We start from the raw sequence: 18,230 nt of genomic DNA, 5'->3' as shown, positions 1-18,230 counted from the left end.
ATAAGGGTTTATCATTGTTTGACTGATCCATTTTTTTCACTTTCCGAGACTCTTATCCCGCTATGCGTCGTCCTTCCAAAGATTCATCCCATAAACTGACTGCCGACAGCCAGCGCCTGGTCACCTTTGCCCAGGCGATCGTACAGGCAGCCAGCCGTCTCGAAGAGCGGTCCTGGGAACACAGCCTGGATACGCAGCTCCAGAAATTACTCAAAACCGGCCACCAGGACACCATCGACAACACCCTGGGCAGCCTGTTCAAGGAAGACTTGAACGCCTACGACGTGCTGATGGACTGCGTTGAAGCCGTCAGCGAATCGACCGTCGTCACGCATGAAGACGTGCGCTACGACGCCCTGCTGGTGGCCGTGCCCATCCTCGCGTGGACGCGCTTTTCCATCGCCTCCGGCCCCATGGCCGGCGACGCGCACGGTGTATTGTCCGCACATTTCGCCGCCCACCTGCTGGCCGATGGCACGAAGATGGCCATGGCGCCGACCCTGTATTCGATCGACCAGTTGCCGCGCAGCCACGTCGAAACCTATGCCAAGACGCAAAAGCTGGCACTGGCCGCCCTGAAAGGCACGGCAGTCAAGCCATCAGGCAAAGAGGCGGAAACGGCACCCTTCCTGGCCGATACGCGCTACCTGCTGGTGGCCGTGGTGGCCCCAAGCGGCGCCCCCCTGTTCCGCTGGCAGACGCCGGCCAGCCAGGCCGACTTCATCAAGGAGCGCAGCGCCGCCCTGGAACAATGGCGCGCGCAGGCGACGCCAACGATTGCCCGCCTGCTGCCGGGCTGCGGCCTGGAACTGCTGCTGCCGGAAGCGTACTACGTGGCCTGCCGCGAAGCGGACAAGCTGATACGCCCCGTCTCCGTGCGCGCCGCCGTGCACTACCTGACGCACACGCTGGCCATCGAGCCGTCGGAACTGCGCGCCGTCATCGCCGGTTTCGGCGAGGAAGCGGCCGATGGCCAGGTGGACGAGTACCGCATCGCCTTCACCCTGCGCCAGGCGCCGGACGTCATCTACGGCATCGTCTGGCCTTTGTACGGCCAGGAAGACGAGGATGGCACGCCGATCGAAGGCCTGATCCAGGTCGGCATCGCCGCGCTGGACAAGCAAAAGACGCCCGTCGATGAAATTATCGAACATCTGAACGCCGCCGGCGTGACGCAGATCAAACGCCACGCGGAACGTTTTGTCGGCGAATACTGCGACGATTGCGGCGCGCCCCTGTTTGCCGACCCGGTGGGCGAGCTGGCGCATGCGGAAATGCCGGAAGATACGCCGCAAGGTACCGAGCATTTCCATTGATCTGATGACACGCTCTTCAAACCTACTGCGCAGCCCGCTCTCGGGTCGGCGTTACTCGCGGTACTCTAGTACCGCTGCGTTACTCAACCCGATATCGGGCTTGCTCGCTACGGTTTGAAGAGGTGTAGATACGTTGATGACAAGTCGTTCAAAGACAAAAAAAGGCGGAACCCCAGTTCCGCCTTTTTCATTTCAACAAGCTTTTTGACGCCTCGTCACCACTGTGAAAACGGGTGGCGGATCAGGTTCGCGTTGTAGTAGCGCGCATCGCCCGACACTTCCGCGCCGACCCAGTCGGGTTTCTCGAACGGCTGGTCTTCCGAAGCCAGTTCGATCTCCGCCACCACCAGGCCCGCATTGGCGCCCAGGAACTCGTCGACTTCCCACACCATGCCCGCGTGTTCGATGCGGTGACGGACCTTTTCGATCAGCGGCTGTTCGCACAGGCCGTCGAGCAGTTCGGCCGCGTCGGCCAGCGGAATCGGATACTCCCACTCGCCGCGCGTCGCGCCCACGTTCGCCCCCTTGATGGTCAGCATCGCCTGCTCGCCTTCGATGCGCACGCGCACCACGCGCTCGCGCGCGGACGACAAATACCCCTGGCGCAGCAGGACCGACTGGCCCAGGCCGCGCCAGGCGTCGCCGGCAAGCAGAAATTTACGCTCGATCTCGATACCCATGAACAACGCCGTTCAATCCAGCGACAGCAGGATAGGCTGCAGCATGGCCGCGCCCAGGGCCGCGCTGCGCGCGCCGTTCCAGCCGACGGCCGGATCCGGCAAGTCGGCGTTTTCCTTGAACGGCATTTCCAGGGTCAGCGCCAGGCAGCCGAAGTGGTGGCCGACGTACTTCGATGCCAGGGTCAGCATGTCCGACTTGTACTTGCTGGCGGCATAGCCGAACTTGTCCTGGAAGTCGGGGCTGGCCTGCTTGTAGCGCTCGATGAAGGCTTTCTGGTGCGCCGCTTGCGCCGGCGTGAAGTTTTCCAACATTTCATTGCCGGCCACAAAGTTGTACGGCAGCGCTTCATCGCCGTGGATGTCGAAGAACATGTCGACGCCCGTTTCGTGTATCTTGTTTTTCACGCACAGCACTTCCGGGCTGGACTCCAGCGATGGCGTCATCCACTCACGGTTCAGGTTGGCGCCTGCCGCATTCGTGCGCAGGTTGCCGCGGATGGAGCCGTCCGGGTTCATGTTCGGCACGATGTGGAACACGGCGCGCTGCAAGAGCTTGCGCGCGATCGGGTTGGCGTCGTCCAGCAGCGAGTCGATCAAGCCTTCGACGAACCATTCGGCCATCGATTCGCCCGGATGCTGGCGCGCGATGACCCAGATTTTCTTTTCCGCCTGCGGATTGCCGATGGTCACCATGTTCATGTCGCGGCCGTCGACCGTGCTGCCCAGGTCGGACACACGCGCCAGCGGATGCTCGGCCACTTCGCCCAGCAGGCGCAGATGGCGTTCCCACGAATACGGCTCGAAATACGCGTAGTACACGCTGTCGAGTTCCGGCGTGTGCGAAATCGTCATGACCTGGCCGTCGAACGACGTTGGCACGCGGAACCAGTTTTCGCTGTCGTAGCTGGCCACGGCCTGGTAGTCTTCATAGCCGGCCGGATAGGTGGCCTGGCCCGCGTTCAGGAAGCGCATCGTGCACGCCTGGCCGCGCGCGCCCTGCAGGCGGAAGTGGAACCACTGGTGGATGTCGGCGTGGCTATCCTTGCGCAAGTTCAGGTCGATGGCGCCGGCACTGGTGGCGCTCACCACGTCGATGGCGCCCGAGTCGAAGTTCTGGCTGATTTTAATGGTCATGTAATGATCCCGTCCGAATGTAAGTGTTCCGGCGTTGCCTCGTGGGCTGGCGCCGTTGCGCTAAAAAACGCAGTGTAAGCTATCCCGCTATTTTCCGCCCTTTGGCACCGTTCGCAAAGCCTGGCCCGGCGTTTTATGCACCAATCCGGGGCATCGATGGAAAAGTGCCAGGCAAAAGCGCGAAAAATCGGTCAGCTGTTGCATCTACCGGACAAAAAACTGCTTTGTAACAACGGCTGACACATTGGCGCCCGGTCGGCCCCCTATAATTCTTGCTTTCATAGAGTCGCCAGGAAAGAGTCGTGGACAAGAAGTTAACTAACATCCAGGAAAGAAAGTTACGCGAGGCTCAGGCGCGGCGCGAGCACATCATCGACGTCGTCAAAGATCTCATCAAGAAGGGCGGCGCGCGCGCCGTCTCCATCCGCAAGGTAGCCGAGGCGGCCGGTTTTTCCACCACCGTCGTGTACGCCCTGTTCCGCGACAAGGCCACCCTGATCGCCCAGGCCATGGACAAGGATTTGCTGGAACTGGTGCGCGCCATGCGCACGGCGTGCGCTACCAGCGATGATCCGTGGCAGCGCATCACCCTGGTCGGCCGCGCCTACATCGAGTACGGCTTCCAGCATCCCGACGAATACTCGCTGATCTTCATGGAATTGCGGCCGCACGCGGAAATCGACGCCGTCGAGGTCGAACACGGCAATATCGAGCAGGATCCGTACGCCTACGCGCTGCACCTGTTTACCGAACTGGCGCAAGCGGGCCAGGTGCGCCAGGACGAGCCGGCGCTGCACACGATGACGCAAGTCTTCTGGCAATCGCTGCATGGCCTCGTGTCGCTGCGCATCGTCATGGATGCGGGCGACCCGTGGACGCCGCACCCGGAAATGAACGCGCATATCGACGACTTGCTGGCCGTCGTCACGGCAGGTATCCGTCTGCGCTTTGCACCGGCTTTCTGACGTTTGATCCAGCGCAAACCGTCCCGACAGAAAAGGCGGACAGTGGAGTGAAGCCGCCTGCGCTGGTGCAGCGCGGCTCGCGCGAAGGAGGGCGAGATGAACGAAGCCTATGCCACGGACCGGCTTGACAAACAGCAAGGCGCGCACAATGCTGTACGCATGGAAGCGCGCCTGACAAAACTGGAAACGGACCGGGAACATGACCGGCTATGGTTCAAGACCCTGGAACAGCGTCTTGGCGACGGCCTCGACAATGTACGCACGGAGTTGCGCGACGAATCGCAGTTGCTGCGCGCCGACCTGACGCAGTTTCGCGGCGACTTGCGCGGCGACTGCCATGCCTTGCGCACGGAACTGGGCGACATCCGCAAGCACATGCACACCCACTTCCTGTGGTTCATGGGCATACAGGCCACCACCACGTTTGCCCTGCTGGGCTTGGGTGCCAAGGCGCTGCATATGTACTGAGGAAAAACAAAAAGGCAGGCGCGGTGCCGCACCGCCCTGCCCTATCCTGATGTTAGCGCAGCTGCTACGCTGCCAGCATGCTCTGCGTTTCCTGGTGGCGCGTGTGCCACGACAGCGCCTGCTCCAGGATGTGCGGCGTATGGCCGCCGCGCTGGCATGCCGCGTCATAATACGCACGCAGTTGCGCGCGGTAGTCTGGGTGCGTGCAGCGTTCGATGATCAGCGGCGCCCGTTCGCGCGGCGCCAGGCCGCGCAAGTCCGCATAGCCCCACTCCGTCACCAGCACGTCGACGTCATGCTCCGTATGGTCCACATGCGAGACCATCGGCACGACGCTGGAAATGCGCCCGCCCTTGGCCGCCGATTTCGACACGAACATCGACACTTGCCCATTGCGCGCAAAGTCGCCCGAGCCGCCGATGCCGTTCATCATGTGCGTGCCGCACACATGCGTGGAATTGACGTTGCCGTAGATATCGAACTCGAGCGCAGTGTTCAGGGCGATGATGCCCAGGCGGCGCACGATTTCCGGGTGGTTGCTGATCTCTTGCGGGCGCAGCACGATTTTTGACCGGTAATGGTCGATATTGTCCATCAGCTTTTGATGCACGGCGGCCGACAGGGTAATCGACGAAGCCGAGGCAAACGCCAGCTGGCCCGAGTCGAGCAACTCGATGGCGCTGTCCTGCAGCACTTCCGAATACATCGTCATGTTGCGGAAGGGCGAGCCGATCAGGCCATGCAGCACGGCGTTGGCGATGGTGCCGATGCCCGCCTGCAGGGGCAGCAATTCCGGGCCCATGCGCCCGGCCGCCACTTCGCCTTGCAGGAAGGCGATCACGTGGCCGGCGATCGCCTGCGTTTCCGCATCGGGCGGCAAGGCGTTCGACGGGCTGTCGGGACTGTCCGTGATGACGATGGCTGCGATGCGGGCCGGGTCGATGGCGATGGCCGTGCTGCCCAGGCGCTGGTCCACGCGCGTGAGGGGAATCGGCTCGCGCCCCGGCAGGGTTTGCGGAATATAAATGTCGTGCAAGCCTTCCAGCGCCAGCGGCGTGGACAGGTTGATTTCAATGATGACCTGCGTGGCCTGCTGGGCAAAGGCGGCGGAGTTGCCCACCGACATGGTCGGGATGATGGCGCCGGCCGCCGTGATGGCGGTGGCCTCGATGACGGCGATATCGACGGCCGCCAGGTTGCCCGAGCGCAGCTGCTCGGCCGTCTCCGACAGATGCTGGTCGATGAACATGACTTCACCGTTGTTGATCTTGCCGCGCAGCACAGGGTCGACCTGGAACGGCATGCGGCGCGCCAGCACGCCCGCTTCGGCCATCAGGCCGTCGCTGCCATTGCCCAGCGAAGCGCCCGTGATCAGGGTCAGGCTCAACGGGTCTTGCAGGGCGCGCTCGGCCAGCGCGCGCGGCAGGGCCTTGGCGTCGCCGGCACGGGTAAAGCCGCTCATGCCGACACGCATGCCGTTGTGGAACAATTTGGCTGCCTCATCGGCGCTCATGATTTTGCTGAGCAAGCCTGGGTGGCGGATACGGTCCTCGTACATCGTGATGCTCCTGATATTCTTAATATTCTCAAACTGGATGGCTGTCATACACCAACCCCATAAGTGGATTCAGTATAAAATCCCGCTTACATGCATGGCATGAATTAATTTCGTCACATCCAGTCGATATTTTCATGCCCTACCAACGCCGAGCCCCTCTTGGATATCCGTTCCCTGCGCTATTTCGTCGAAACCGTGCGCCTGTCGAGCTTTACGCAGGCGGCGGAATCGCTGCACCTGACCCAGTCCACCATCAGCAAGATGGTGCGCCAGCTGGAAGACGAGGTGGGCGCACAATTGCTCGTGCGCGACGGGCGCAAGCTGACCTTGACGGACACGGGCCGCATCGTCTACCAGCACGGCCAGGAAATGCTGGCCAATATGCGCCAGCTGACCCTGGAAGTGCGCGACACCCAGACCTTGCAGCGCGGCAGCCTGACAGTAGGCATCCCGCCCATGATAAACGTGCTGTTCACGCCCGTATTGAAAGCCTTCCGCGCGCGCCACCCGAACATCAGCCTGACCCTGCAGGAAGACACGGGCCAGCAGATCGAGCGCCAGGTGGCGGCCGGCGAGCTGGAAATCGGCATGACGGTGCTGCCGGCCGACCCGGAACTCGATCTCGTGGCCGTGGAAGTGGCCAACTACCCGATCTGGGCCCTGGCCGAGCCGGGCACGTTCCAGAAAAACCGCACGACACTGCCCTTCAAGGCGCTGGCCGACTTGCCGCTGGTGTTATTGAAGGATGATTTCGCGCTCACGCGCAGCCTGCGCCAGCATTTCGCGCAAGCGGGCTTCACGCCGACCATCGCCGCGCAGAGCGGCCAGTGGGACTGGCTGGTGGCGATGGCCTCGGCCGGCCTGGGCGTGGCCCTGCTGCCCGAGCCGTTCATCCACCGCCTGGCCGGCGAACGGCTGGAGGCGGTGCGCATCGTCGAGCCGGAGGTGGCGTGGCAGGTGGCGCACGTCTGGAGCGGGCGCTACCTGTCGCACGCGGCGCGCGCCTGGCTCGAAGTGTGCCAGGACGTGCTGGGCACGCAGTTCGCGCACTGACGTAAAAAAGGGTGGCCGAGGCCACCCTTTTGATCGATCGCGCCACCTTGCTTATTTGGCGGCGTCGTCCTTGTACATGCTGGCGTACTTCCAGCCGAAGTACAGAATGAAGGTGTAGCACAGGGCCGGCACGAGGAAGGATAGCTGCAGGTTGATGTGGTCGGCCAGGAAGCCCTGGATGAACGGCACGATGGCGCCGCCGACGATGGCCATGCACAGGATGCCCGAACCTTGACCCGTTTGCGCGCCCAGCTTGTTCAGCGCCATGCTGAAGATGGTCGGGAACATGATGGAGTTGAACAGGCCCACGGCAATCAATGCCCACATGGCCGTGTGACCGCTGGAGAACACGGCGACGAGGATCAGCGCGATGACGACGGCGGCGTTGAAGGCCAGGGTCTTGCCCGGGCTGACATAGCGCATCACGGCAAAGCCGACGAAGCGGCCCAGCATGGCGCCACCCCAGTAATAGCTGACGAAATACGCGGCGTCGGCGTGGCTGAGGCCAGCGATATGGCTCTCGCCCAGGAAGTTGATCAGGAAGCTGCCGATGCTCACTTCACCGCCCACATACAGGAAGATGGCCAGCGCGCCCAGCACCAGGTGGCGGTGCGACCAGATCGACACCTTGTGGCCATCCTGCGCCACGGCGGCCGCATCGTCGGCATGCGAAATCTTCGGCAATTTTGCCAGCGCGAACAGCACGGCCAGGATCACCAGGGTGGCGGCCAGCACCAGGTACGGGCCTTGCACGGAAGCGGCTTCCTTGGCGCGGTAAGCCAGTTGCTCGGCTGCCGGCAGCAGGTCGAACTGTTGCACCGTCAGCACGGTGCCCGACAAAATCAGCATGCCGCCCAGCGCAGGCGCCACGGTGGTGCCCAGCGCGTTGAACGCTTGCGTCAGGGTCAAGCGGCTCGACGCCGTCTGCGGGTCGCCCAGTTCCGTCACATACGGATTGGCCGCCACCTGCAGCACGGTGATGCCGGCCGCCAGGATGAAGAAGGACAAGAGGAACAGCGCATAGCTGCCGGTGGACGCCGGGTAAAACATGGCGCAGCCGGCGGCCGCGATCAGCAAACCTGCGACGACGCCGCGCTGGTAGCCAATTTTCTTGATCAGCATGCCGGCCGGCAGCGAAACGATGGCGTAGGCGCCGAAGAAGCAGAACTGCACCAGCATCGCCTGGACATACGTCAAGGTGTAGATCGAGCGCAGATGGGGAATCAGCACATCATTGAGCGATGTCAGCAATCCCCACATGAAAAACAGCACCGTGACAATGATCAGGGCGCCTGTATTGTTTTGCGTGCCGGCCCGTGCGGACGGTACGCCCTGGCCTTGCTTTACATATTCCATACCTTCTCCATTTTTCAATTCCAAGTTGATCGCGCCAGGCATGGAAGCGTTTCCACCCGGGCAGCACCAAGACGCGCAAGCGCCACGCAGATATCAGCGTGGGCCATGACTGCCATCAGCGATACGGGGCAGGCATGGCATCTCGCGCGTGCGGCCGACCGTTTCTCGTCAGAACGATGTCTTGTGGGCGCGGCATGCCTGCGGGCTGCGTCTGAAAACAACATCCAGGACAAAAACGTCTTGTAGTAAAACTACGATCCTGCGCCGGCATTATGCCTTAAAGCCCCGTATTGCGCAGCTTTAGCGACCATTATTTGAAAAATGAATAGCTGACATTTGAAATCAAAAGTAGCCTTATAACTTGGAATCGCTATACTTATATTGCAGTGCAGCACAACGCGGCACGCCACTCAAGGAGTCTGCCATGTCTACCGCATTTACTTACCACACCACGCAAAACAGCAATATCGTCGCCACCCTGGTCCACGCCGCCAAGCGCGTCGGTGCCTGGCTGAACCAAAGCAGCGACCGCCGCGAACGCGCTTATGAAGAAGCCTACCTGGCTGAATCGACCGACCGCTACGATCTGGAATACCGCATGCGCGAACTGGCACGTGCCAACCCGCAACCCACCTGGATGAGCGGCCTGAGCCGTTAATTAGTACTGCAGCACGCAGCCCATCATCGGCTGTTGCAACAACGATAGCGCCATCCTGCTCGCCTTGCGCTTGAGCACAGGATGGGCTATACAGGCGGGATGCAAACGCCCATTACCATCCTCGCCATCGCCGGCAGCCTGCGCGCCGCCTCGCTGAACACCTCCCTGCTGCGCGCCATCGCCCGGCTTGCCCCAGCGCCATTCGACATTCGCATCTATCAGGGGCTCGGTGACCTGCCGCTGTTCAATCCCGACCTCGACGCCGACAGCCTGCCGGCCGTGACGGGCTTGCGCGACGCCATCCTGGCGGCCGACGTGCTGCTGCTCGCCAGCCCCGAATACGCGCACGGCGTGAGCGGCCCCATGAAGAACGCGCTGGACTGGATGGTGGGAAATGAGTCGTTCATCGACAAGCCGCTGGTGCTGCTGAACGCCTCGCCGCGCGCCACGAATGCGCAGGCGGCGTTGCGCGAAACGGTAAGCACCATGTCGGCGCGCCTGATCGACGAAGCCTGCATCAGCCTGCCCCTGCTGGGATCGGGTCTCGATGCGGAAGGCATCGCCGCGGACCCGGCATTGCGCCGGGCCCTGCTCGATATGCTGCAGTGCATCAGGTCATTTTCATGACCATCTGCACGTTTTACTATCAATTCATCTAGTTTTACTACGTACTTCTACGGATCGCTCAATGCGGGATCATGCCGGTGAACACATACGCCTGCAGCATGGTAATGACGCCGATGATGACGGCAAACAACAGACTGTGTTTCAAGGTGAAGCGGAACAGGTCCGATTCCTTGCCCACCAGGCCAGTCGCGGCGCAGGCGACGGAGATCGACTGGGGAGAGATCATCTTGCCCGTCACGCCGCCCGTCGTATTGGCCGCCACCAGCAAGGTGTCGGACACGCCGATCTGGTGCGCCGTCGTGTTTTGCAGGGAGCAGAACAAGGCATTCGACGACGTATCGGACCCCGTCAGGAACACCCCCAGCCAGCCCAGGAACGGCGAGAAGAACGGGAAGGCGGCGCCGCTGCCGGCCAGCAGCAGGGCCAGGGTGGACGACATGCCCGAATAGTTGGCTACGAAGGCAAACGCCAGCACCAGGCCGATCGACAGCACGGGACGGCGCAATTCCACAAGCGTTTCGACGAAGGCCTTGATGCCATCGCGCGGCTTCATGTGCAGCATCCACATCGACAGCACGGCCGTCAGCAAGATCGCCGTGCCCACGGCCGACAGCAGGTCAAGCTTGAAGACGGCGTCATACGCTTTCGGCTCCGCCACGATGGGCATCGTCTTGATCACCAGTTTATCGAGGTAAGGCACGTGGATCTTGACGACCAGGCTGGATAACGCGCCGCCGGCGGCGAACAGGGACTTGAAGCCGGGCAGGCTCCAGACGGTGACGATGGCTGTCAGCAGGCCGAACGGCGCCCAGGCACGCGCCGTCTGCGCCAGCGTGTAGGGCGAGGCGGCGCGGCTGCCGCTGCCGCGCAAGTCCACATTGCCTGCCCCGCCGCCAAAACCGGACAGCGCGGCGGCGCCGCCGCCGACGGCGTTGACCACCTTGGCATTCTTCGGCTGCCACACTTTCAGGAACAGGGTCAGCGACACCAGGCTGACGAGGGCCGAAGTGATATCCGGCAGCTCCGGCCCGATATGGTTCGACGTGAAATACTGGGTGACGGCAAAGCTGGCGCCCGTCACCAGGGCGGCCGGCCACACTTCGCGCACGCCGCGCACGCCATCCATCATGAAGACCAGCCAGAAAGGCACGGCCAGCGACAGCAGCGGCAACTGGCGGCCCGCCATGGCGCCGATCAGGAACGGGTCGATGCCCGTCACCTGGCCCGCCACGATGATGGGGATGCCCATGGCGCCAAAGGCCACGGGCGCCGTATTGGCGATCAGGCACAGGCCCGCCGCATACAGCGGGTTGAAGCCCAGGCCCACCAGCAGGGCCGAGGTAATCGCCACGGGCGCGCCGAAACCGGCCGCTCCTTCCAGGAAGGCGCCGAAGGCAAAGCCGATCAAGAGCACCTGCAGGCGCTGGTCGTCCGTGACCGACAGCACCGAGGCGCGGATGATCTCGATCTGCCCCGTTTTCACGACGATCTTGTACAGGAAGACGGCCGTGACGATGATCCAGGCGATCGGCCACAAACCATACGCAAAACCATAGCCGGCCGCCGCCAGCGCCTGCGGCACGGGCATGCCGTACGCAAAAATCGCCACGGCCAGCGCCAGCGCCAGGGTGACGGCGGCCGCCACGTGGCCCTTGATGCGCAGCGCGGCCAGGGCGATGAAGAAGAAAATGATGGGAACGGCTGCCGCCAGGGACGACAGCCACAGGCTGCCGAGCGGTGTATAAAGTTGGGTCCAGGTTTGCATGTCGGGTCTCCTCCGGTGGATGCGGGTTGATTGAAAAAACGGCTTTTGATGTAATTGTGTGTAGCGTGTTTTTTGCGGTGCTTCGGTGCTGCCGGGCCGGGTTACTCTTCCTGCCCGCGCGCATTGAGCAGGTCGGCCAGGCTGCGCGGCGCCGGCGTCAACGGCTTGCGGTGCTGCGTCCAGCCCAGCTGCTTGCCCGGCGTCAGTGCGCGCAGCCGCGTGGCGGCCCAGCGGAAGAGGCGATAACTGAATGGGCGCGCGAAGGCGCCGCTCCAGAAACGCCAGACCAGGCTTTCGCCGCGGCTGAACTTGGCCCCCTGGCCGCGCAGCGGATGGCTGACTTCCTCGTTCGGATTGCGGTTCGCCTCCGTGCGCAGCCGCACCAGCAGTTGCGGAATCGGGATGCGCACGGGGCACACTTCGCCGCAGGCGCCGCACAGGCTCGACGCGGTGGCCAGGTCGGCCGTCGCAGCCAGTCCCAGCAAGTGGGGCGAGATGATCTTGCCGATCGGCCCCGGATACGTGGTGCCGTAGGCGTGGCCGCCGATGCGCGTGTAGACGGGGCAATGATTCATGCAGGCGCCGCAGCGTATGCATTGCAGGGTGGCGCGCAGCTGCTCGTCGGCGTAGGCCTGGCTGCGGCCGTTGTCGAGCAAGACCAGGTGCACTTCGCGCGGCCCATCCTGTTCACCGGCGCGGCGCGGGCCGGAAATCAGGTTGAAATACGTGGTGATGGCCTGCCCCGTGGCCGAGCGCGTCAGCAAGCTCGCCAGCGGGACGATATGTTCGAGCTTGGCCACCACCTTTTCCATGCCCATGATGGCGATGTGCACGTCCGGCACGGACGTCGTCAGCCGGCCATTACCCTCGTTTTCCACCAGCCACAGGGTGCCCGTGTCGGCCGCCGCGAAGTTCACGCCCGACAAGCCGATATCGGCCTCGACGAAAGCCTGGCGCAGCGCGCGCCGCCCCGTCTGGATCAGGCTGTCGACGTCTTCCGTGTAGGCCGCGTCGGGAATGTGCTCGGCGAACAGGCCGGCGATATCGGCCTTGGTCTTGTGAATCGCAGGCATGACGATGTGCGACGGTTTTTCGCCGGCCAGCTGCACGATGTACTCGCCCATGTCCGACTCCAGGCAGGTCATGCCGCGCGCTTCCAGATAGTGATTGAGCTCGATTTCCTCGCTGGCCATCGACTTGCCCTTGATGAAGCGCGTCGCCTTGGCCTTTTGCGCGATGGCGTGGATGATGGCATTGGCCTGCTCGCCATCCTCGGCCCAGTGCACCTGCACGCCGGCCGCCGTCAGCCTGTCTTCCAACTGCACCAGCAAATCGGGCAGGCGCGCCAGCGCGTGCCGGCGCACAGCTTCGCCAAGGTCGCGCAGGCGTTCCAGCTCGTCGCCGTCGGGGAACTGCGCCGTGCGCTTGTCCTGCAAAAAATCCATGGCGCCGCGAAAGCTCTGGCGCAGCTTCGGGTCGTCCAGCGCGGCGCGGGCGCGCGCATGGAAGTCCGCCGGTTTGACGAATTGCAGTGGCTTGGCGTTCATGGCTGGCCTCCTTCACGGGCTGGCAAGTCATCGACGATCAGCACCCACAGCCAGCGCGGGCCATGCGCGCCATAGGCGAGGGTTTGCTGGATGTCGGACGTTTTCGAGGGACCCGACACCAGCACCAGGTTCGATGGCATGCCGTCCGCCCAGCGCTCGGCGCGCGCCGCCGCATGCAAGTCCGCATGCAGGGTGCTCGCATACACGAGGCAAATGTGCAGCGGCGGCGCCAGCGACACCGTGCGCGGCGTGGCCGCGTCGGGCGCGATGACCAGCGTGCCCGTGGCGGCGATGCCGGAACGGGCGACAGTAAAACCCGCGTCGACGGTGTCGAACAACTCGCCCTTCCACTGCGCCAGCGGACGCTCGAAAGAGAGCACCTCGACGCCGTCCGGCAAGGCGGCCCGCAAGGCCAGTCCCTCCCTGCTATCGGCATCCATCAGCAGGCGGCGCACGCCATGCGCACCGAGGCGCTGCGCCAGCAGGGCGGGCCAGGCGTCGCCGCGCACGCAATCGACTTCCGCATGCGCGACGCGCAGGGCTGCCTGCAGGGCGGCGATCCGGCCCCGTGGCGACAGCGGCGCTTGTGCGCGGCGCGCCAGGTAGTGCTGGTCGATGGCCGTATCGATGACGTCCACCGCCTCGGGCGCGGACGGCGCGGCGGCGCGCAAGCGTCCCAGCATGCGTTCGCGGGCGCTCAAGGCGGCGCTCATGCTTCGCCTCCCGTGCGGCGCCACAAAAAGCTGGCCAGGTGTTCGACGGGCAGCGGCGCGCCCTGGTGCTGCGCGGCGTGGCCGATATTGAGCAGGCAGCCGCAGTCGGCCGAGACGAGCCGGTCGCAGCCCGTGGCGCAGGCCGAGGCGATCTTGTCGCTGACCATGGCGCCGGAAATGTCCGGGTGCTTCAGTGAAAACGTGCCGCCGAAGCCGCAGCATTCCGATTCGCGCTGGTGTTCGATGCGCGTCACGCCGGGCAAGGCGTCGACCAGGGCCACGCCGTGCACCCGCGTGCCCATTTCGCGGCGCGCGCCGCACGAGGTGTGCAGCACCACGCTTTCCTGCGCCTGCCGCGGGCCAGCCAGGGCCAGGCCCTCCAGGTCGAGTTGCAGCACGCAGACGAGAAATTCGCTCAGTTCATACACGCGTTCGGCAAGTTCTGCCGCCCTGGGGCCGGCGACGGGGTCGTCCCGGAACAACTGCGGCCAGTGGTGGCGCATCATGCCGGCGCAGGAGCCGGACGGCACGATCACGGGCCAGGGCTGCGCGAACAGGTCGAGCTGGGCGCGGGCCACGGCGCGCGCCTGTTCCGGGTTGCCGCTGCTGTAGGCGGGCTGGCCGCAGCAGCTCTGGCCGCGCGGATAATGCACCAGCAAGCCTTCCCGCTCCAGCAGGCGCACCGCGTCGAGCCCCGCCTGCGGCACGAACAGGTCGACCAGGCAGGTGGCGAACAGGTACACCTGGAGCGGTGCGGGTGGATAGCGGCGTGGCTGGCGCGGATCTGGCTGCATGAGTGTGTCTCCCCGGCGCTCTGTGTGTTGCTGCGGCGCCGCTGTGTGTTGTTAAGAATGACTGGTTCACGCATAATTCCAGCTTCCGCAAGCCACTTCAAATTGCTCGGACCACTTTAAAACAACACCGGAAGACATCGATGGCGACAGGCATGCAAACGCGGGGCAGGGTCGAGATGGTGATGCGCCGGCTGGAAACCGCCCTGCTGGACGGCAGCTTGCCGGCGGGCGCGCAGTTGCCGGCCGAGCGCCTGCTGGCGCAGCAATATGCAGTCTCGCGCAACACCGTGCGCGAAGCGGTGCAGCGGCTGGCGGCGCGGGGCCTGGTGCGCAGCCGGCGCGGCGCCGGCGTGTTCGTGACGGATCAGCTGCGCACGGGCATGGCGTCGCCGTGGAGCCAGCTGGTGGCCGACCACCCCGCCCTGCGCGACGACATCCTGGAATTTCGCCGCGTGCTGGAAGGGGCGACGGCCTACTTTGCGGCGCAGCGGGCCAGCGGGGACGAACGCGCGCAGATCATGGCCCTGCTGGCCGAACTGGAACAGGCGCGCGCCAGCGACGACAAGCACGGCGAGGCGCAGGCCGATGCGCGCCTGCATGAAGTCATCGCGCAAGCGTCGCACAACACCATGTTCCTGCACTTGCACACCAGTATCATCGGCATGCTGCGCGAACACATCACCATCAATGGCACGGGCTTGCGCCAGCAGGACGAGGCCACTTCGCTGCAACTGCTGTCGCAGCACCGCACACTGTGCGAGGCCATCTGCGCCAGCCAGCCCGAAGAGGCGCGCACGGCCATGCAAGGCCACATCGATTTCGTGCGCACGCGCGTCACCAGCGACGAATAAGGGTCACTGGTAGGACCAATCTGATATGCAATATGGTGGGGCAACGCGTCGTGGCTTGTCGCAGGGCCGGGCAAGAATGGGGTCCCGATTCGCTATCCGACAGGTTTCCATGCATTTGCATCACGCAATTGACGATATCCGCAAGCCGGCGCCGCTTCCCTTGCTGGCGCTGCATGCCGGCGCCAGCGCCGCCTTTGCCGCCGCGCTGCTGCCGCCCGCCGGCTGGCCGCTGGCCCTGGCGTGCTGCCTGCTCATCCTGGCCATGCTGCTGCGGGCCGTGCGCGCACATGCCGCACAGCCTGGCCGCGCCGCCGCCGGCACCGCGCTGCTGGCGCTGGACCTGCTCGTGTTCCTGCTCTGCTATGCCTTGCGCGAGGCCGACGCCGATTGGCATGCGACCGCCTTTTGCATCCTGCTCGCCGCACCCTATGCGGGCATCACGCGGCAACTGCTGGGCGGCGCCGGCCTGGCCATTGCGGCGAGCCTGGTCTGGCTGGGCCTGCAGGATGACTTTCAGGCCGGCAACGCCGCCACCTTGCTGCTGCTCAACCTGACCGGCCTCTGCGCCGGCCATGGCCAGCAGCGCCAGCACCGCGCGCACGCCCTGCAACACGCCGTCCTCGCGGAACAAGCCGTGCGCGACCACCTGACCGGCTGCTACAACCGCCGCTACCTCGACGAGCACTTGCTGGGCGCCGAACTGGCGCGTTCACAACGCCATGGCCTGTGCCTGACGGCCATCCTGTGCGATCTCGACCACTTCAAGCGCATCAACGACGCCCACGGCCACGCCGCAGGCGATGCCGTGCTGCGCTCCTTTGCCGGCCTGCTCGGCAACGCCACGCGCCGCGGCATCGACAGCGTGGTACGCCACGGCGGCGAGGAGTTCCTGCTGATCCTGCCCGAAACAGACCTGGCTGGCGGCGTGCGCCTGGCCGAACGCCTGCGCGACGGCCTGGCGCAGCACATCGGCACGACGGCCAGCTTCGGTGTCGCCTCCCTCGCGTGTGCGCCCGGCAGCCGGGTGCCCGGCGCCGCCGCCCTGGTCGCCGCTGCCGACCGCCTGCTGTACCAGGCCAAGCACGCGGGGCGCAATTGCGTCAGGGCAGCCAGGCTGGATACCCTGTAATTGCCATCGAATCAATGTTACCATTCGTTAACTTGTGTACTTGTCAGTACACATCCTGCCACTGAATAGAACGGAATCATCATGTCTGCACCCGCGTCCCGCCCTTCCACCATCATGCGCCAATGGCAAATGCTGCGCCTGATACCGCAGGCGCCACGCACCATCACCGTGGCCCAATTGCACGACAAGCTCAAGGCCATCGATTTCGCCATCGGGGTGCGCACGATCCAGCGCGACTTGCTGGACCTGGCCGAGATTTTCCCGCTGACCAATCCAGCCGACAGCAAGCCGTTTGGCTGGTGCTGGATGGAAAATGCGGCGCGCATGGACATGCCTGGCCTGTCGACGCCTGCCGCGCTGACCCTGGCCCTGATGGAACAGCACATGCGCCATGCGTTGCCGCCGTCCACCCTGGACAGCATGCAGCCATATTTCAGCGCGGCACGCCAGACCCTGAACGCGGCCAGCGAGCGTGCCAACGCGTCCGCCTGGCTGAGCAAGATACGCGTCATCGCCCCCATGCAGCGGCTGCTGGCGCCCGACATCGACGAAGCTTGCCAGCGCACCGTGTATGAAGCGCTGATGCAGAACCGCCAGCTCAAGCTGAGCTACAAGAAGCGCGACAATGACAACCTCGTCAGCTATGACGCCGTCCATCCGCTGGCCATCGTGCAGCGGGGCCAGTTGCTCTACCTGGTCTGCCTGTTCGCCGACTACCACGACGTGCGCACCCTGGTCCTGCACCGCGTGCAACAAGCGGAAATGCTCTTCCTTGCCGCGCGCGCGCAGCCCGGCTTCGACATCGATGCGTATATCGCCTCCGGCGCCATGGGCATCCGCGAGGGCGAACCGTTGCAGCTTGAAGCCGTGTTTGCCCGCCGCAGCGGCGAGCACCTGTACGAGACGCCGCTGAGCGCGGACCAGCAATTGCAGGAACGCGCCGACGGTACGCTGCACCTGACCGCCACCGTGCCCAGCACGCGCGAACTGCAATGGTGGCTGCTGGGCCTGGGCGATGGCGTGGAAGTGCTGGCGCCCGCCGCGCTGCGCGAACAGATGAAAAGCACCATCGCCAGCATGGCCAGCCGCTACGCCGCCTGACGATGCCCCCCGGCGGCGGCGAAAACTGCTACCATCGCGCGCGCCGCCACTCCTTTCGTCCGCCCATGACCGTCCTTAGCCACACTCATCCGCTGGTACAGCAGCTGGAAAACGACTTGCTGCCCCTGTTTCGCGCCGCCCTGCCGTCACTGGCGGCCGCCGCGCCGCAGGTGCTCGCTTCCGTCTTCGCCTTTTCCAGCGGCACGGCCAGCGCCTTCCAGGATTATCATTTCGGCATTTCCTGCCTGCTCGCGGACGTGCCCGAGGATGCGCCGGAAGAAGTCGCGCTGCTGGTCAGCGTCACGGGACTCGACGCCGGCGCCCGGCTCAGCGCACAGGTCGTCTGGGGCCAGCCCTCGGGCCGGGTGGAAATGCAGGCCGGGCTGGACGCCGACAGCCTGCAAGCCTTGCATGCGGCCCTGCCAGGCTTGCTGGCCGGCTTGCAACAGGCCGCCAGCCGGGGCAGGCCGGAAATGTGACAGGAGCATGAAAAAGTGCCAGGAAACAACAACTTA

General features: G+C 64.4%; 18 protein-coding genes. 10 read left to right on the top strand and 8 right to left on the bottom strand.

Annotation, left to right across the window (positions count from 1 at the left end; all coding sequences use genetic code 11):
* Positions 1 to 62: 62 nt before the first annotated feature.
* Positions 63 to 1,316, top strand: a complete 1,254-nt coding sequence (locus tag OX459_RS05525; RefSeq protein ID WP_289904143.1) for a DUF2863 family protein — start codon at positions 63 to 65, stop codon at positions 1,314 to 1,316.
* A 215-nt stretch (positions 1,317 to 1,531) separates the two neighbouring features.
* Here the strand turns inward: OX459_RS05525 and OX459_RS05520 are convergent, their stop codons facing one another.
* Both OX459_RS05520 and OX459_RS05515 read right to left on the bottom strand, forming a co-directional pair.
* Entirely contained in the window at positions 1,532 to 1,996 is a 465-nt protein-coding gene (locus tag OX459_RS05520) for a CYTH domain-containing protein (RefSeq protein WP_289904142.1), read from the bottom strand.
* A 12-nt stretch (positions 1,997 to 2,008) separates the two neighbouring features.
* A complete protein-coding gene (locus tag OX459_RS05515) occupies positions 2,009 to 3,130 on the bottom strand; it encodes a M14-type cytosolic carboxypeptidase (protein WP_251350487.1) in 1,122 nt (373 codons plus the stop codon).
* Positions 3,131 to 3,432: 302 nt separating this feature from the next.
* On the opposite strand from OX459_RS05515, the gene OX459_RS05510 reads away from it, so the two are divergent.
* Together OX459_RS05510 and OX459_RS05505 are read left to right on the top strand one after the other, a co-directional pair.
* Positions 3,433 to 4,095, top strand: coding sequence for a TetR/AcrR family transcriptional regulator (locus tag OX459_RS05510; protein ID WP_289904141.1), 663 nt, complete (start codon positions 3,433 to 3,435; stop codon positions 4,093 to 4,095).
* A gap of 96 nt (positions 4,096 to 4,191) precedes the next feature.
* A complete protein-coding gene (locus tag OX459_RS05505) occupies positions 4,192 to 4,563 on the top strand; it encodes a hypothetical protein (protein ID WP_289904140.1) in 372 nt (123 codons plus the stop codon).
* Positions 4,564 to 4,627: 64 nt separating this feature from the next.
* Here OX459_RS05505 and OX459_RS05500 read toward each other — a convergent pair whose 3' ends face one another.
* Positions 4,628 to 6,121, bottom strand: coding sequence for a succinate CoA transferase (locus tag OX459_RS05500; protein WP_289904139.1), 1,494 nt, complete (start codon positions 6,119 to 6,121; stop codon positions 4,628 to 4,630).
* A gap of 159 nt (positions 6,122 to 6,280) precedes the next feature.
* On the opposite strand from OX459_RS05500, the gene OX459_RS05495 reads away from it, so the two are divergent.
* Positions 6,281 to 7,174 carry a LysR substrate-binding domain-containing protein gene (locus OX459_RS05495; protein ID WP_289904138.1) on the top strand — a complete coding sequence of 298 codons (894 nt, stop codon included), beginning with the start codon at positions 6,281 to 6,283 and terminating at the stop codon, positions 7,172 to 7,174.
* Between the two features lie 51 nt (positions 7,175 to 7,225).
* On the opposite strand, the gene fucP is transcribed toward OX459_RS05495, so the two are convergent.
* On the bottom strand, positions 7,226 to 8,530 hold the full coding sequence (gene fucP / locus OX459_RS05490) for an L-fucose:H+ symporter permease (protein WP_092607048.1): 1,305 nt from the start codon (positions 8,528 to 8,530) through the stop codon (positions 7,226 to 7,228).
* Positions 8,531 to 8,954: 424 nt separating this feature from the next.
* Between fucP and OX459_RS05485 the strand changes: the two genes are divergently transcribed.
* Together OX459_RS05485 and OX459_RS05480 are read left to right on the top strand one after the other, a co-directional pair.
* Positions 8,955 to 9,188: a DUF3563 family protein gene (locus tag OX459_RS05485; RefSeq protein WP_077407407.1), complete on the top strand. Its 234-nt coding sequence runs from the start codon at positions 8,955 to 8,957 to the stop codon at positions 9,186 to 9,188.
* Positions 9,189 to 9,287: 99 nt separating this feature from the next.
* Entirely contained in the window at positions 9,288 to 9,815 is a 528-nt protein-coding gene (locus OX459_RS05480; RefSeq protein ID WP_289904137.1) for an NADPH-dependent FMN reductase, read from the top strand.
* 58 nt (positions 9,816 to 9,873) lie between these two features.
* On the opposite strand, the gene OX459_RS05475 is transcribed toward OX459_RS05480, so the two are convergent.
* The 4 genes from OX459_RS05475 to OX459_RS05460 form a co-directional block, all read right to left on the bottom strand.
* Positions 9,874 to 11,580, bottom strand: a complete 1,707-nt coding sequence (locus OX459_RS05475) for a lactate permease LctP family transporter (RefSeq protein WP_289904136.1) — start codon at positions 11,578 to 11,580, stop codon at positions 9,874 to 9,876.
* A 101-nt stretch (positions 11,581 to 11,681) separates the two neighbouring features.
* Positions 11,682 to 13,127 carry a LutB/LldF family L-lactate oxidation iron-sulfur protein gene (locus OX459_RS05470; protein WP_289904135.1) on the bottom strand — a complete coding sequence of 482 codons (1,446 nt, stop codon included), beginning with the start codon at positions 13,125 to 13,127 and terminating at the stop codon, positions 11,682 to 11,684.
* Entirely contained in the window at positions 13,124 to 13,840 is a 717-nt protein-coding gene (locus OX459_RS05465) for an LUD domain-containing protein (RefSeq protein WP_289904134.1), read from the bottom strand. Before OX459_RS05465 ends, OX459_RS05470 begins: the two co-directional genes overlap by 4 nt.
* A complete protein-coding gene (locus tag OX459_RS05460; RefSeq protein ID WP_289904133.1) occupies positions 13,837 to 14,634 on the bottom strand; it encodes a (Fe-S)-binding protein in 798 nt (265 codons plus the stop codon). Before OX459_RS05460 ends, OX459_RS05465 begins: the two co-directional genes overlap by 4 nt.
* Before the next feature lie 140 nt (positions 14,635 to 14,774).
* On the opposite strand from OX459_RS05460, the gene OX459_RS05455 reads away from it, so the two are divergent.
* The 4 genes from OX459_RS05455 (at position 14,775) to OX459_RS05440 (ending at position 18,194) form a co-directional block, all read left to right on the top strand.
* Entirely contained in the window at positions 14,775 to 15,485 is a 711-nt protein-coding gene (locus OX459_RS05455; protein ID WP_289904132.1) for a FadR/GntR family transcriptional regulator, read from the top strand.
* Positions 15,486 to 15,594: 109 nt separating this feature from the next.
* A complete protein-coding gene (locus OX459_RS05450) occupies positions 15,595 to 16,614 on the top strand; it encodes a GGDEF domain-containing protein (RefSeq protein ID WP_289904131.1) in 1,020 nt (339 codons plus the stop codon).
* A gap of 81 nt (positions 16,615 to 16,695) precedes the next feature.
* Positions 16,696 to 17,715, top strand: coding sequence for a WYL domain-containing protein (locus tag OX459_RS05445; protein ID WP_289904130.1), 1,020 nt, complete (start codon positions 16,696 to 16,698; stop codon positions 17,713 to 17,715).
* 65 nt (positions 17,716 to 17,780) lie between these two features.
* Complete coding sequence (locus OX459_RS05440) at positions 17,781 to 18,194, top strand: hypothetical protein (RefSeq protein WP_099380849.1); 414 nt, start codon at positions 17,781 to 17,783, stop codon at positions 18,192 to 18,194.
* The last annotated feature ends 36 nt before the right edge of the window (positions 18,195 to 18,230 follow it).

This window comes from Janthinobacterium sp. SUN026, assembly GCF_030397625.1.
GTDB lineage: Bacteria > Pseudomonadota > Gammaproteobacteria > Burkholderiales > Burkholderiaceae_D > Janthinobacterium > Janthinobacterium kumbetense.
This window is presented reverse-complemented; position numbering and strand designations above follow the sequence as displayed.